Consider the following 13,666-nt stretch of genomic DNA (forward strand, 5'->3'; position numbering starts at 1 on the left):
ATCCGAAGATGCTGGATATCGTCTTGTGGAGTGCCCACACAGATTGTCTGATAAATTGTTAAAGAGCAGTGAGTTAGGCGCTTTCGCTTGCTAACTCGAGGTGGCGTATATTACGCTTTTCACCCGGAGAGTCAAGCGTTTATTTCGCTTTTCTCTCGCTGACCCGGCGGCTTGTCAGTCGTTGTTCCCGGTCAGTGGAGGCGCATTATAGGGAGTTCTCGGCAGGCCGCAACCCCTAAATGCAAAAAACTTTTCAAGCGCGGTTTTTTTCGGCAAAAGGGCGAAAAAGCGACGAATTTATGTCACTTTTTCAGGCAAACAGCCATAAAAGCTGGCGATCGCTGGAGTAAAATAGAAATAACGATGTCAGTAAGGACCCGCAGCCATGCCGTTAAATGCACAACAACAGGCCGCCCAACGCAATCTTTCTTATCTGCTTGCAGAGAAACTCGGCCAACAAATTCTGGCGGGCGATTATCAGGCCGGCAGCATCCTGCCCGGTGAAATGGAACTGGGCGAGCAATTCGGCGTCAGCCGCACCGCAGTACGCGAAGCGGTAAAGATGTTAGCCGCCAAAGGCATGTTGCTACCACGCCCGCGCATCGGCACCCGCGTGATGCCGCAGAGCCAATGGAATTTCCTCGATCAGGATTTACTGACCTGGTGGATGACGCGGGAAAACTTCGATCAGGTGATGCAACACTTCCTTATCTTGCGCACCTCGCTGGAGCCACAGGCCTGCGCGTTGGCGGCAGACCACGCCAGCCCGCAGCAAACCAAGCTGCTGGCGGAACTGATGGCGGAAATGCGCGCGCTGCATACCCAGTTTGACCGCGAGCGCTGGATCCAGGTCGATACCCAATTCCACCAGCTCATCTATGAGGCCAGCGGCAACCCGTTCCTGACCTCGTTCGCCAACCTGTTCAGTTCGGTGTACCAAAGCTACTTCCGCGCCATCACCGGCAATGAAGTCATTAAGCTGCGCCATCATCAGGCTATCGTCGATGCGATACTCGCCGGGGACAGCGCCGGCGCGCTCGTCGCCTGCCAGGTGCTGCTGAAAGAGAAAGACTAGACACGCTCCCCGCTTATATATAGAAGAAAGAGACGAGGGACAGACGACCATTTAACCAGGACCGACCATGACCCAATCCGCGCGCAGTATGGCAGGGCTACCGTGGATCGCCGCAATGGCGTTCTTTATGCAGGCGCTGGACGCCACCATCCTCAACACGGCGCTACCGGCGATCGCCCAAAGCCTGGGGCGATCGCCGCTGGCGATGCAATCGGCCGTCATCAGCTACACGCTGACGGTGGCAATGCTGATCCCGGTCAGCGGCTGGCTGGCGGACCGCTTCGGCACCCGGCGCGTGTTCATCTTCGCCGTCACGCTATTCACCCTCGGCTCGCTGCTGTGCGCCCTCTCCCCCACGTTGAGCGCGCTGGTCGCCTCTCGCGTGCTGCAGGGCATCGGCGGCGCGATGATGATGCCGGTCGCGCGGTTGGCGCTGCTGCGCGCCTACCCGCGCAGCGAACTGCTGCCGGTGCTGAACTTCGTCACCATGCCCGGCCTGGTCGGGCCGATTCTGGGGCCGCTGCTGGGCGGGTGGCTGGTCACCTACGCCACCTGGCACTGGATTTTCCTGATCAATATCCCTATCGGCCTGCTCGGCATCTTCTATGCGCGCAAATACATGCCGGACTTCACTACGCCCAAACGCCGCTTCGATTTTCTTGGCTTCATGCTGTTCGGCCTGAGCCTGGTGCTGATCTCCACCGGGCTGGAGCTGTTTGGCGAGCGGGTACTGGCAAGCTACGTTTCGCTGGGTATTCTGCTCAGCGGCTTTGTGATGCTGTTCGGCTACATCGCGCACGCCCGCCGTCACCCTCAGCCGCTGATCGGTCTCGACCTGTTCAAAACCCGTACCTTCTCGGTCGGTATCGCTGGCAACGTCGCCTCCAGGCTGGGCACCGGCTGCGTGCCATTTTTAATGCCGCTCATGCTGCAGGTGGGATTCGGCTATACGGCGATCGTCGCCGGTTGCATGATGGCGCCAACCGCCATCGGCTCGCTGATGGCGAAATCCACCGTCACTCAGGTGCTGCGCTGGTTCGGCTACCGTAAAACGCTGGTCGGCATTACCGTTATCATCGGAGTGCTGATCGCCCAGTTCGCCCTGCAAAGCCCGGGCATGCCGCTGTGGCTAATGATCCTGCCGCTGTTCGTGCTGGGCATGGCGATGTCCACCCAGTTTACCGCCATGAACACCATCAGCCTGGCGGATTTGAACGACGCCAACGCCAGCGCCGGCAACAGCGTCCTGGCGGTCACCCAGCAGCTGTCCATCAGCTTCGGCGTGGCGATCAGCGCAGCGGTGCTGCGTTTTTACGAATCCCTGTCGTTAGGCACCATGATCGACCACTTCCATTACACCTTTATCACCATGGGGATCGTCACCGTGGCGTCGGCGCTGGTGTTTATGTTGCTGAGAAGGAAAGATGGCCGCAATTTGATCAGCGGCCAGGAAAGCAAGAAAGAAGCGAAGGTGGCGAGCTAACGGCGGCCCACCGAGGCGCGTTCCACCAGCTCGGGCGTCAGCACCAGCACCTGGGGCGCGCGCTCCGGGTTTTGCAGGCGGTTGATCAGCGCATCGATCGCCAGTTCGCCCAGCGAATCCTTCGGCTGATGAATGGTGCTCAGCGGCGGCGCCAGATAACGGGCCAACTCAATGTCATCGTAGCCCATCACCGCCATATCCTGCGGCACGGAAAGCCCGGCCTGATACAGCGCCTGATAAACGCCTACCGCCACCGCGTCGTTGCCAGCGAACACCGCATGCGGCGGCTCGTCCAGCGCCAGCAGTTGGCGCATGGCGTTTACCCCGCCCTCAAACTCAAAATCGCAATGCACTTCATACCCTGGCGAAACCGGCAATCCGGCGCGACGCATTGCGTTGCGATAGCCTTCCAGTCGGTGACGAGCGGTGGTTTTATCCTCCGGGCCAGCAATGCAGGCAATCTTGCGGTAGCCGCGGGCGATCAAATGATCGGTCGCCATCTCGCCGCCCAGCAGCGAGTTATCCTGAATAATGTCGTTGGCGCCCTCGAACGGCGCCCAGTCCATCATCACGATCGGCAATGACGGGTAGCGGCTCAGGGCATCTTGCGATGGCCGGTGGTTTTCGGTGCACATCAACAGCAAACCGTCGACGCGCTTTTGCAGCAGCGTCTCCATGCTGCGGTTCATGCGCGCGGCGTCTTCTTCGGTGTTGCACAGGATCAGGCTGTAGCCGCGTTCATAGCAGCTGCGCTCTACGCCGCGCACTACTTCGGCATAAAACGGGTTGTTGCTGGCGGTCACCAGCATGCCGATAGTGCGCGTCTGATTGAGCTTCAGGCTGCGCGCCAGCGCAGAAGGCGCATAGTTCAGCTGTTCCACGGCCGCCATGACCTTGTCGCGCACGCTGTCGCTGACAAAGCGATTGTTGTTGACCACATGCGAAACGGTAGAGGTTGAAACGCCCGCCAGGCGGGCGACATCTTTCATGGTGGCCAAAGGATCACCCCTGCTGCTGCAAGAAGGCGTCGATCTCTTCACGCCACGGCACCGAAGGCTGCGCGCCGGGGCGGGTCACGGCGATCGCCGCCGCCGCATGGGCGAAACGCACCGCGTCGGCCATGACCTTGCCTTCCAGCAGGGCGGTCACCAGCGCGCCGTTAAAGGTATCGCCGGCGGCGATGGTATCCACCGCTTGCACCTTGAAACCGGGCACCAATTTGCCGTTGCCGTTTTCGCTCAGCCACACGCCGCGGCTACCGAGGGTGATGATCACCGTCGCGATGCCCTTGTCGTGCAGCGCCTGCGCCGCACGCGCCGCATCGACGTCGTTGTCCACGGCGATGCCGGTCAGGCGCTGGGCTTCGGTTTCATTCGGGGTGATCATATCGATCATGCCCAGCAGCTCGTCAGGTAGCTCGCGCGCCGGAGCCGGGTTGAGGATCACCTGCGTGTGATGTTGCTTCGCCAGGCGGGCGGCGGCAATCACCGTCTCCAGCGGCGACTCCAGCTGCATCAGCAGGGCATCGGCGTCGATCACTTTTTGTTGGTAGCGCGCCAGGTAATCCGGCGTCACCGCGGCGTTGGCGCCGGCATCAATGCCGATCACGTTCTCGCCTTCGGCGTTGACGAAGATCAGCGCCACGCCGGTGGTGCTGTCGGCGATGGCTTCAATCGGCTGGGTATCAATGCGATCGCTCGCCAGCTGCCGGCGGACACGTTCGCCGATATCGTCGGCGCCCACGCAGGCGATAAAGGCGATCTTCGCCCCGCTGCGCCCGGCCGCCACCGCCTGATTCGCGCCCTTGCCGCCAAACGCCACCTTATACTGTTTCCCGATCACCGTTTCGCCCGGGTGGGGGAACTGTTCAATATTGAGGATATGGTCGGCATTGATGCTGCCAAGAACCACCAGCTTACCTGTTTCCATCGCATTGATTCCTGAATTGCGCGCCATCGTAAACGCCCCGTTCCGATGGCGCTGGTATGACTTACTGAGTGACCAGTTTCAAATCGACCGGGATGGTCGCCGGCACTTTTTCGCCTTTCAGCACTTTATCGGCGGTTTCCACGCCGATCACGCCGATCTGATCGGGGCGCTGCGCCACCGTCGCCGCCAGCTTGCCGCCTTCGACCGCTTTCACGCCGTCAGCGGTGCCGTCGAAGCCTACCACGATCACGTCGGTTTTACCGGCGGTTTGCAGCGCGCGCAGCGCACCCAGCGCCATTTCATCGTTCTGGGCGAACACCGCCTGCACATCCGGGTGCGCGGTCAGCAGGTTCTGCATCACGTTCAGGCCCTTGGTGCGATCGAAATCGGCCGGCTGACTGGCCAACAGTTTGAATTTATTCTGATCCAGCGACTGCTTGAAGCCTTCACCGCGTTCACGCGCGGCAGAGGTGCCAGCGATGCCTTCCAGCTGAATCACCTTGGCATCGGCGCCCGCTTTCTTGGCGATGAAATCACCGGCCATTTTGCCGCCCACGCGGTTATCCGAAGCGATGTGGCTCACCACGTCACCCTTGCTCGCCACGCGGTCCAGCGTGATGACCGGGATCTTAGCCTGGTTGGCCATCTTGATGGCGTTACCCACCGCATCGGAGTCGGTCGGGTTGATCAACAGCAGCTTGGGCGCCCGCACCATCAGATCCTGCACGTTGGCCAGCTCTTTCGCCGGGTTGTTCTGGGAATCCAGCACCACCAGGTTGTAGCCCAGCTTGTTGGCCTCTTGCTGCGCCCCATCCTTCATCGAGACGAAGAACGGGTTGTTGAGGGTGGACACCACCAGCGCGATGGTGTCTTTGGCCATGGCATTGGCGCTCAGGGTGGCGCTCAGCGCGATGGCGGAAGCTAAGGTTGCCAGTTTTTTCATTTTCATCATCGTGATTCCTGTAGGGGGAGGTTACTTGTTGCTTTTGTTATCTACCAGAACCGCCAGCAGTATCACCACTGCCTTCACGATCATTTGGTAGTAGGAAGAAACACCCAATAAATTCAGGCCGTTGTTCAGGAAGCCGAGGATCAGCGCCCCGATCAGCGTGCCGACGATACGCCCCTTGCCGCCGGCCAGGCTGGTGCCGCCCAGCACCACGGCGGCGATAGCGTCCAGCTCATAGCCGGTGCCGGCGGTCGGCTGCGCCGACGACAGGCGCGCCACTTCGATCACCCCGGCCAGCGCCGCCAGCAGGCCGCACAGCGAGTAGACGATAATCTTCACTTTATCGACGCTGATGCCGGACAGGCGGGTCGCCGCTTCGTTGCCGCCCAGGGCATAAATATAGCGGCCCAGGCGCGTATGGTGCAGCATATACCAGGCGGCGATGAACACGATCGCCATGATCCAGATCGGCGTAGGCACGCCCAGCGGGCGGCCGATGCCGAACCAGCCGAAGGTGTCGGCCACGTCGGTGAAACCGGTATTGACCGGGCTGCCGTTGGTGTACACCATGGTGACGCCGCGCAGCAGCAGCATCATCACCAGCGTGGCGATAAAGGCCTGCACCTTGCCTTTGGCGACGATCACCCCGGTACAGGCGCCAATCGCGGCGCCGAGCGCCAGTGCCGCCGCCACCGCCACCAGCGCGTTGACCTCAAAGCCGACGATCGACGCCGCCACCGCGCCGGTCAGGGCCAACAGCGATCCTACCGACAGATCGATGCCGGACGTGAGGATCACCAGCGTCATCCCCACCGCCATGATGGCGTTCACCGAAGTCTGCTGCAGAATATTGAACAGGTTGTTCAGGGTGAAGAAGTTCGGGCTCATGGAAGAGACCACGGCGATCAGCACCAGCAGCGCAATCAACGACTTCTGCTCTAACAGCCACTCTTTACTGAACCAGCGCTTGGCTGCGATAGTCTGGGAACTCATATCTGATTACTCCTGCTTTACGCCGTATTGCTTGCCGACGGCTGCCGCCATCAACGCTTCCTGGGTGGCCTGTTCAATCGGGAACTCGCCGCTGAGATGCCCTTCGTGCATCACCAGAATGCGATCGCTCATGCCCATCACCTCCGGCATTTCCGAAGACACCAGAATGATGCTCAGCCCTTCCTGCTTGAACTGGTTGATTAACTGATAGATCTCTTTTTTGGCGCCGACGTCGACGCCGCGCGTCGGCTCATCGAGGATCAGCACCTTCGGCCGGGTCATCAGGCCGCGGGCGATCGCCACTTTTTGCTGGTTGCCGCCGGAAAGCAGGCCGATCGGCTGCTCCATCGACGGCGTTTTGATATTGAACAGGCGGATGAAATCCCCCACCGCCTGCCGCTCATCGGCCTGTTTCAGGCTGCCGTCGGCGCGGCTGAAGTAGCGCAGCGCGGTCAGAGACATGTTTTCCTTTACCGACATGCCCAGCACCAGGCCGTCGCGCTTACGGTCTTCCGAGATATAGACGATGCCGTTCGCCAACCCGTCCTGCGGCGAGTGAGTGACCACGTCGCGGCCGTCCAGGCTGACGGTGCCGGCCTTACGCGGCGCGGCGCCGTACAGGATCTTCATCAATTCAGTGCGCCCGGCGCCCATCAGCCCGGCCACGCCGAGGATCTCGCCGCGGTACAGCGTAAAGCTGACGTCTTCAACGCCGGGTCCGGAAAGGTGGCTGACGTCCAGCCGCTTTTCCCCGCGCGGCAAATCAAGGCGCGGGTATTGTTCTTCCAGCTTGCGGCCGACCATCATCTCTATCAGCGAATCTTCCTGCAGCTCGCTCACCGGCCGCTCAGCGATGAACTGCCCGTCGCGGAACACGGTCACGTCGTCGCAGATTTCAAAAATCTCTTTCAGGCGGTGCGAGATATAAACGATGCCGCGCCCTTCGGCCTTCAGCTCGTTGATCACCTTGAACAGCGAGGCGGTTTCGGTGTCGGTCAGCGCATCGGTCGGTTCGTCCATGATGATCACTTTCGATTCGAAGCTCAGTACCTTGGCGATCTCCACCATCTGCTGATCGCCGATCGACAGCTCCCCCACCAGCCGGTGGCTGCTGTAGCGCAGGTTGAGGCGCGCCAACAAGCGATCGGCCTCGGCGTACATGCGCTTCCAGTCAATGCGGCCGAAACGGTTGACGAACTCGCGGCCGAGGAAGATGTTTTCCGCAATCGTCAGCTGCGGGATCAGGTTCAGCTCCTGATGGATAATGCCGATGCCCGCTTCCTGCGAATCCTTAGGCCCGTTGAATACCACCTCTTTACCGAGAAAATACTGACTGCCGGCGTCTTTCTGGTAGATGCCAGTCAGCACTTTCATCATGGTGGACTTCCCGGCGCCGTTTTCCCCCACCAGCGCCATCACCTTGCCGGGATAGACGCTGAGGGCGGCGCCGGAAAGCGCCTTCACGCCGGGAAAGGCTTTATCAATCCCTTTCAGTTGCAGTAAAGGTTGCATACGCGCCTCAGAAAGTTACGCCGGCGCACAGGATCACGTTCGCGTAAGGCGAACACTCTCCGCTGCGGATCACCGCCCGGCTGTGCTCGGTTTGCGCTTTAAACGCCTGATGGCTGATATAGCGCACGCTGATGGTATTGCCCTGGCGTTGGCCCAGTGCGGTCAGTTCAGCCAACAATGCCTCGTGGAGCGACGGATTTTGTTTCACGATCTCTTCCGCCAGGATGGCGTTTTCTACCTGCATCTCTTGCGTGACCGCCGCGAACACCTGCATGAAGGTCGGCACGCCCTGCGTCAGCGCCAGATCGATGCGCTGCGTCGCCGCCGGTATCGGCAGGCCCGCGTCACACAAGGTGAGCTGGTCGGTATGCCCCAGCCGGGCAACCACGGCAGACACGTCGGAATTCAGTAATACGCCTTTTTTCATCTTCTCACTCCGCCAGCGAAACGTTTCGCTCTCTGGAGGAGTTTAAAAAAACGGCAGGGGAAGGCAACCGGGACAATGCAGAAGTGTGATCGCTATCGAAACGTTTCGTTCGCGCGTGGAAAAAGCGCAAACAAAAGGGGCTCAGCCATGCTGAGCCCCTGTCAGGCGGGTTAGATCTCGACCTGCGTGCCGAGCTCGATGACCCGGTTCGGCGGGATCTCAAACTGATCCGGCGCCCGCAGCGCGTTGCGGCTCAGAGCGACGAACAGCTTGCCGCGCAGGTAGAGGTACCATGGCCGCTTGGTGAGGATCAGCGATTCATGGGACATGAAGAACGACGTCTCCGACATGCGGCACGGCAACCCTTCCAGCCCGCAGCGGTGGAACACTTCCTCGACGTTCGGCGTTTCGCGCCAGCCGTAGCTGGCCACCACCCGCCAGAAGGTCGGCGACAGCTGTTCGATGGTCACCCGGCGCACGTTGTGCACGTAAGGCGCATCCTCGGTGCGCAGCGTCAGCAGCACCACGCGTTCATGCAGCACCTTGTTGTGCTTCAGGTTGTGCAGCAGCGCAAAAGGAATGACGTTGGTGGCGCGCGACAGGAACACCGCGGTCCCCGGCACCCGCACCGGCGGCGATTTCTCCAGCGAGGCGATCATCGCCTCCAGCGAGTTGCCGTGTTCATGCAGGCGGCGCAGCAAGCGGAAGCGCTCGCTCTTCCAGGTGGTCATAATGACGAACATCACCAGCGCCAAGGTCAGTGGCAACCAGCCGCCGGAGAACAGCTTCAGGGCGTTGGCGGAGAACATCGGCACGTCGATGATCAGCAAGATGGTCACAATGCCGATCGCCAGGAAGCGATTCCAGTGCCAGTTGTTGATCGCCACCGAGGTGACCAGAATGCTGGTCAGCACCATGGTACCGGTGACGGCGATGCCGTACGCCGCCGCCAGGTTGCTGGAGTGCTCGAACCCGATGATCACCAGCACCACCGAGATGTACAGCGTCCAGTTGATCACCGGAATGTAGATCTGGCCAGATTCCATTTCCGAGGTGTGAATGATGCGCATCGGCGAAAGATAGCCCAGGCGCACCGCCTGGCGGGTCAGCGAGAAGACGCCGGAAATCACCGCCTGCGAAGCGATAACCGTCGCCAGGGTCGCCAAAATCAGCAGCGGGATCAGCGCCCAGTCGGGCGCCAGCAGGAAGAACGGGTTTTTGATCGCCTCAGGGTTTTTCAGCAGCAGCGCCCCCTGCCCGAAGTAATTGAGCACCAGCGAAGGCAGCACCACGGTGAACCAGGCCAGGCGGATCGGGAACTTGCCGAAGTGCCCCATATCGGCATACAGAGCCTCGACGCCAGTGATCGACAGCACCACCGCCCCCAGCGCGAAGAACGACACCTTCTTATATTCCATAAAGAAGTTGAGCGCCCATTTGGGGTTCAGCGCCTGCAGCACTTCCGGGTTCGAAATGATGCTGCGCGCGCCCAGCACCGCCAACACGATGAACCACAGCAGCATTACCGGGGCGAACAGCTTGCCGACGCTGCCGGTGCCGTGTTTTTGGATAACGAACAGCAGCGTCAGCACCAGAATGGAGAGCGGGACGATATAGGCGTCGAGCGCAGGCGCGGCGATTTCCAATCCTTCTATCGCCGACATCACCGAGATCGCCGGGGTGATCACCACCTCGCCATAGAAGAAGCTGCCGCCGATCAGGCCCAGTATCACCAGCACCGCGGTGGTGCGCGCCGAGGTGTTGCGCCCGGCCAGCGACATCAGCGTCAGAATACCGCCCTCGCCGGCGTTGTCCGCCCGCATCACGTAGGTGAGATATTTGAGGGAAACGATCACGATCAGCATCCAGAAAATCAGCGACAGGAAGCCGAAAACCACGTCTGGACGAACATCGAAGCCGTAATGGCCGGAGAAACACTCTCTCAGCGTATAGAGAGGGCTGGTGCCGATATCACCGTAGACCACGCCGATGGCCGCCAGGGTTACCGCCGATAAGGACTGCTTATGCTCTGCGCTCATAATTCGTTTCTTTATCAGAACATCCGTTAGCGATGCATCCGCATCAGGCAAAATACGGGCTCAAAGATCCGTCACGCCCACCAGAAAGCCGCACAGTATGCACCATTTATACGGCTTGCCTACCCTTATATCAGAGCCGAAAAATAAACAAAATGTGAACCGGATATCCGGCACAACTTAGAAAAATATTACTAATCAATGAGCTATACCATTAAAAATAATGGTGGTTTATCATCGGATTATCGACCAAGATTGGCTAACTCTCGGACAATGCGACGATTATATGACGCCATCATCCCTTCTGGCAGAACGAATTTCCCGCCTCAGCAGCGCGCTGGAGAGCGGCCTTTATGAGCGGCAAGAGGCAATCCGCCTGTGCCTGCTGGCGGCACTGAGCGGCGAAAGCGTATTCTTGCTCGGCCCGCCCGGCATCGCCAAGAGCCTGATCGCGCGCCGGCTGAAGTTTGCCTTCCGCAACGCCCGCTCCTTTGAATACCTGATGACGCGCTTTTCTACGCCGGAAGAGGTCTTCGGCCCGCTCTCGATTCAGGCGCTGAAAGACGAAGGGCGCTATCAGCGCCTGACCGCCGGCTACCTGCCGGAAGCGGAGATCGTGTTTCTGGACGAGATCTGGAAGGCCGGCCCGGCGATCCTCAACACCCTGCTGACGGCGATTAACGAACGGCGCTTTCGCAACGGCAACAGCGAAGAACCGATCCCGCTGCGCCTGCTGGTCACCGCCTCCAACGAACTGCCCGAAGCGGACAACAGCCTCGAAGCCCTGTATGACCGCATGCTGATCCGCCTGTGGCTGGACAAGGTGCAGGATAAGCAGAATTTCCGCTCGCTGCTGGTCAACCGCCAGAATGAGAGCCAAAACCCGGTGCCGGCGGCGCTGAGCGTCAGCGACGAAGAGTTTCTGCAGTGGCAGCCGCAGATCGACAAGGTGGCGCTGCCGGAAGCCTGCTTTGAGCTGATTTTCCAGCTGCGCCAGCGGCTGGACGCGCTGGAACAGGCGCCGTACGTATCTGACCGACGCTGGAAAAAGGCCCTGCGCCTGCTGCAGGCCTGCGCCTTCTTCAGCGGGCGCGATGCCATCGCCCCGCTCGACCTGATGCTATTGAAAGACTGCCTGTGGCACGATCTCACCTCGCTGAAGCTGCTGCAACAGCAGATCGATCAGCTGCTGACCGAGTCGGCCTATCAGCAGCAGTCGATGCTGATCCAGTTGCAACAGATCCATACCCGCTGGCTGCAGGACCAGCAGCAGCAAAGCGATCGGCAGGCCATCAGCCTGGTGAAAAAGGGCGGCATGTTCAGCCGCAAACCGCAATATGCGCCGGCCACGCCGTTCGCCGGCGGCACCCTCACCCTGCTGCTGCAAAAACCGCTGCAGCTGCATGACATTCAGGTCAACCATCTGAGCATTGAGAGCAGCGTGCTGGATAACTGGCTGCAAAAAGGCGGCGACGTGCGCGCCAAGCTGAACGGCATTGGCTTCGCGCAGCCGATCGATTTGGACGTCGATGACCAACTGCACCTGACGGTGCTGGACGTCAGCCGCCAGCCTTCGCTGCTGGCGCTGCCGGGCAAACAGGCCACCGCCACGCCGCAGGCGCTGCTGGATGAAATGGACGCGTTGGCCCAGCGCCTGGCGGAGCAGCGCCGCGCCTTCAGCCAACATCAGCCCTGTCTGTTCACGCCTGCCGCTGGCCTGGCCAAGATCGAAGCCAGTCTGCTGCAAGTGGCGGAACAGGTTAAACAGCAACAGCAGCAAATGCGCGGCCAGTAACCATGCTCAGTCTGGAGACGCTCGATCTGCTGCTGGCGATCACCGAAGGCGAGATGATCGAGGAGATGATCGTCGGCATGCTGGCGGCGCCGCAGCTGTCGGTGTTCTTTAAAAAGTTTCCGGCCCTTCGCCGGGCGCTGGATCGCGATCTGCCACGCTGGAAACTGCAGCTCAAGGAGCGTCTGCAGGAGGCTATGGTGCCGCCGGCGCTGGCGCAGGAGTTTTACCGCTACCAGCAGTGCCAGCTGGAGAACAACACCCAGTTCTATCACAACCTCAATGACACGATGGAGCTGCTGCGTCAGCTGGTCTCGCCGTTTTATGAACAGGCACGCGCGCTGGTGGACGCCGCCGATCTGCCCAACCACCCGCTGGACGACAGCTTCCAAACCCTGTTCCTGCAGCGCTGGCGCATCAGCCTGACGCTGCAGGCCACCATGCTGCACCACCAGCTGCTAGAACAAGAGCGCGAGCAGCTGATGGCGGAACTGCAGGAGCGCCTGGCGCTGAGCGGCGCGCTGGAGCCGCTGCTGTCGGAAAACGACACCGCCGCCGGCAGGCTGTGGGATATGAGCAAAGGCCAGCTGCAGCGCGGCGATTACCAACGGCTGGTGGAGTACGGCAACTTTTTGCAGCAGCAGCCGGAGCTGAAAAAGCTGGCGCAGCAGCTGGGCCGCAGCTATCAGGCCAAGGCGGTGCAGCAACAGGACGCGCAGCCGGAACCGTTCAGGGTCATGGTGCAGGTGCCGGCCACGCTGCCGGAAGAAGTGAGCGGCATTCATCAGAGCGACGACATCCTGCGTCTGCTGCCGCCGGAGCTGGCGACGCTGGGGATTGAAGAGCTGGAATTCGAGTTTTATCGCCGTCTGTTGGAAAAGCGACTGCTGAGCTACCGTCTGCAGGGCGACGTCTGGCAGGAACAGATCCTGATCCGTCAGGTCACCCACCAGCAGCAGGATCAGCAGCCGCGCGGGCCGTTTATCGTCTGCGTGGACACCTCAGGATCGATGGGCGGCTTCAACGAACAGTGCGCCAAGGCGTTCTGTCTGGCGCTGCTGCGCATTGCGCTGGCGGACAACCGCCGCTGCTACATCATGCTGTTCGCCAACCAGATCGTGCATTACGAACTCACCGCCGCCAGCGGCATCGAGCAGGCCGTGCGTTTTCTCGGTCAGCAGTTTCGCGGCGGCACCGATCTGGCGGCCTGCTTGAACGCCACCGTCACCAAAATGGCGGAGAGCGGCTGGTTCGACGCCGATGCGGTGATCATTTCCGATTTTATCGCCCAGCGGTTGCCGGAGGAGGTAATAAAGAAGGTGAAACAACAGCAGCAAAGCCACCAGCAGCGTTTCCATGCGGTGGCGATGTCCGCCTACGGCAAACCCGGCATCATGCGCATCTTCGATCATATCTGGCGCTTTGATACCGGGCTGAAAAGCCGTTTAATGCGCCGATGGCGGCGCTAGG

General features: G+C 60.6%; 11 protein-coding genes. 4 read left to right on the plus strand and 7 right to left on the minus strand.

All coding sequences use genetic code 11. The annotated features are described in order from the left end of the window. Positions 1–385: 385 nt before the first annotated feature. Positions 386–1,075 (plus strand): FadR/GntR family transcriptional regulator, encoded by a 690-nt coding sequence (locus tag ACJ8IL_RS15825; protein ID WP_033652336.1) that lies wholly within the window; start codon positions 386–388, stop codon positions 1,073–1,075. A gap of 67 nt (positions 1,076–1,142) precedes the next feature. Further along, complete coding sequence (gene mdtD / locus ACJ8IL_RS15830; protein ID WP_099816895.1) at positions 1,143–2,558, plus strand: multidrug transporter subunit MdtD; 1,416 nt, start codon at positions 1,143–1,145, stop codon at positions 2,556–2,558. Here mdtD and rbsR read toward each other — a convergent pair. From rbsR to kup, 7 genes are all read right to left on the minus strand, one after another. Beyond that, positions 2,555–3,556, minus strand: a complete 1,002-nt coding sequence (rbsR, locus tag ACJ8IL_RS15835; RefSeq protein ID WP_025304727.1) for a ribose operon transcriptional repressor RbsR — start codon at positions 3,554–3,556, stop codon at positions 2,555–2,557. The two genes, mdtD and rbsR, sit on opposite strands and share 4 nt — an antisense overlap. A 4-nt stretch (positions 3,557–3,560) precedes the next feature. Continuing rightward, positions 3,561–4,487, minus strand: coding sequence for a ribokinase (gene rbsK / locus ACJ8IL_RS15840; RefSeq protein WP_099816896.1), 927 nt, complete (start codon positions 4,485–4,487; stop codon positions 3,561–3,563). 61 nt (positions 4,488–4,548) lie between these two features. Beyond that, entirely contained in the window at positions 4,549–5,436 is an 888-nt protein-coding gene (rbsB, locus tag ACJ8IL_RS15845; protein ID WP_025304729.1) for a ribose ABC transporter substrate-binding protein RbsB, read from the minus strand. A gap of 24 nt (positions 5,437–5,460) precedes the next feature. Then, entirely contained in the window at positions 5,461–6,429 is a 969-nt protein-coding gene (gene rbsC / locus ACJ8IL_RS15850; protein ID WP_025304730.1) for a ribose ABC transporter permease, read from the minus strand. 6 nt (positions 6,430–6,435) lie between these two features. After that, complete coding sequence (gene rbsA / locus ACJ8IL_RS15855; RefSeq protein ID WP_025304731.1) at positions 6,436–7,941, minus strand: ribose ABC transporter ATP-binding protein RbsA; 1,506 nt, start codon at positions 7,939–7,941, stop codon at positions 6,436–6,438. Between the two features lie 7 nt (positions 7,942–7,948). Continuing rightward, entirely contained in the window at positions 7,949–8,368 is a 420-nt protein-coding gene (gene rbsD, locus ACJ8IL_RS15860) for a D-ribose pyranase (RefSeq protein ID WP_406903230.1), read from the minus strand. Between the two features lie 170 nt (positions 8,369–8,538). After that, positions 8,539–10,407 (minus strand): low affinity potassium transporter Kup, encoded by a 1,869-nt coding sequence (gene kup / locus ACJ8IL_RS15865; protein ID WP_049207096.1) that lies wholly within the window; start codon positions 10,405–10,407, stop codon positions 8,539–8,541. 283 nt (positions 10,408–10,690) lie between these two features. Between kup and ravA the strand changes: the two genes are divergently transcribed. Both ravA and viaA read left to right on the plus strand, forming a co-directional pair. After that, complete coding sequence (gene ravA, locus ACJ8IL_RS15870) at positions 10,691–12,199, plus strand: ATPase RavA (RefSeq protein ID WP_197834003.1); 1,509 nt, start codon at positions 10,691–10,693, stop codon at positions 12,197–12,199. 2 nt (positions 12,200–12,201) lie between these two features. Continuing rightward, positions 12,202–13,665: an ATPase RavA stimulator ViaA gene (viaA, locus tag ACJ8IL_RS15875; protein WP_004933781.1), complete on the plus strand. Its 1,464-nt coding sequence runs from the start codon at positions 12,202–12,204 to the stop codon at positions 13,663–13,665. Position 13,666 lies beyond the last annotated feature (1 nt).

This window comes from Serratia sp. CY47444 (assembly GCF_052168635.1).
Taxonomy (GTDB): Bacteria; Pseudomonadota; Gammaproteobacteria; order Enterobacterales; family Enterobacteriaceae; genus Serratia; species Serratia bockelmannii.

Excerpts from the sequence above, each read along its gene's own strand:
- rbsK (WP_099816896.1), bottom strand. The coding sequence starts at position 4,487 with ATGGAAACAGGTAAGCTGGTGGTTCTTGGCAGCATCAATGCCGACCAT.
- rbsD (WP_406903230.1), bottom strand. The coding sequence starts at position 8,368 with ATGAAAAAAGGCGTATTACTGAATTCCGACGTGTCTGCCGTGGTTGCC.
- mdtD (WP_099816895.1), top strand. The coding sequence starts at position 1,143 with ATGACCCAATCCGCGCGCAGTATGGCAGGGCTACCGTGGATCGCCGCA.
- rbsB (WP_025304729.1), bottom strand. The coding sequence starts at position 5,436 with ATGAAAATGAAAAAACTGGCAACCTTAGCTTCCGCCATCGCGCTGAGC.
- rbsA (WP_025304731.1), bottom strand. The coding sequence starts at position 7,941 with ATGCAACCTTTACTGCAACTGAAAGGGATTGATAAAGCCTTTCCCGGC.
- kup (WP_049207096.1), bottom strand. The coding sequence starts at position 10,407 with ATGAGCGCAGAGCATAAGCAGTCCTTATCGGCGGTAACCCTGGCGGCC.
- viaA (WP_004933781.1), top strand. The coding sequence starts at position 12,202 with ATGCTCAGTCTGGAGACGCTCGATCTGCTGCTGGCGATCACCGAAGGC.
- rbsC (WP_025304730.1), bottom strand. The coding sequence starts at position 6,429 with ATGAGTTCCCAGACTATCGCAGCCAAGCGCTGGTTCAGTAAAGAGTGG.
- ravA (WP_197834003.1), top strand. The coding sequence starts at position 10,691 with ATGACGCCATCATCCCTTCTGGCAGAACGAATTTCCCGCCTCAGCAGC.
- ACJ8IL_RS15825 (WP_033652336.1), top strand. The coding sequence starts at position 386 with ATGCCGTTAAATGCACAACAACAGGCCGCCCAACGCAATCTTTCTTAT.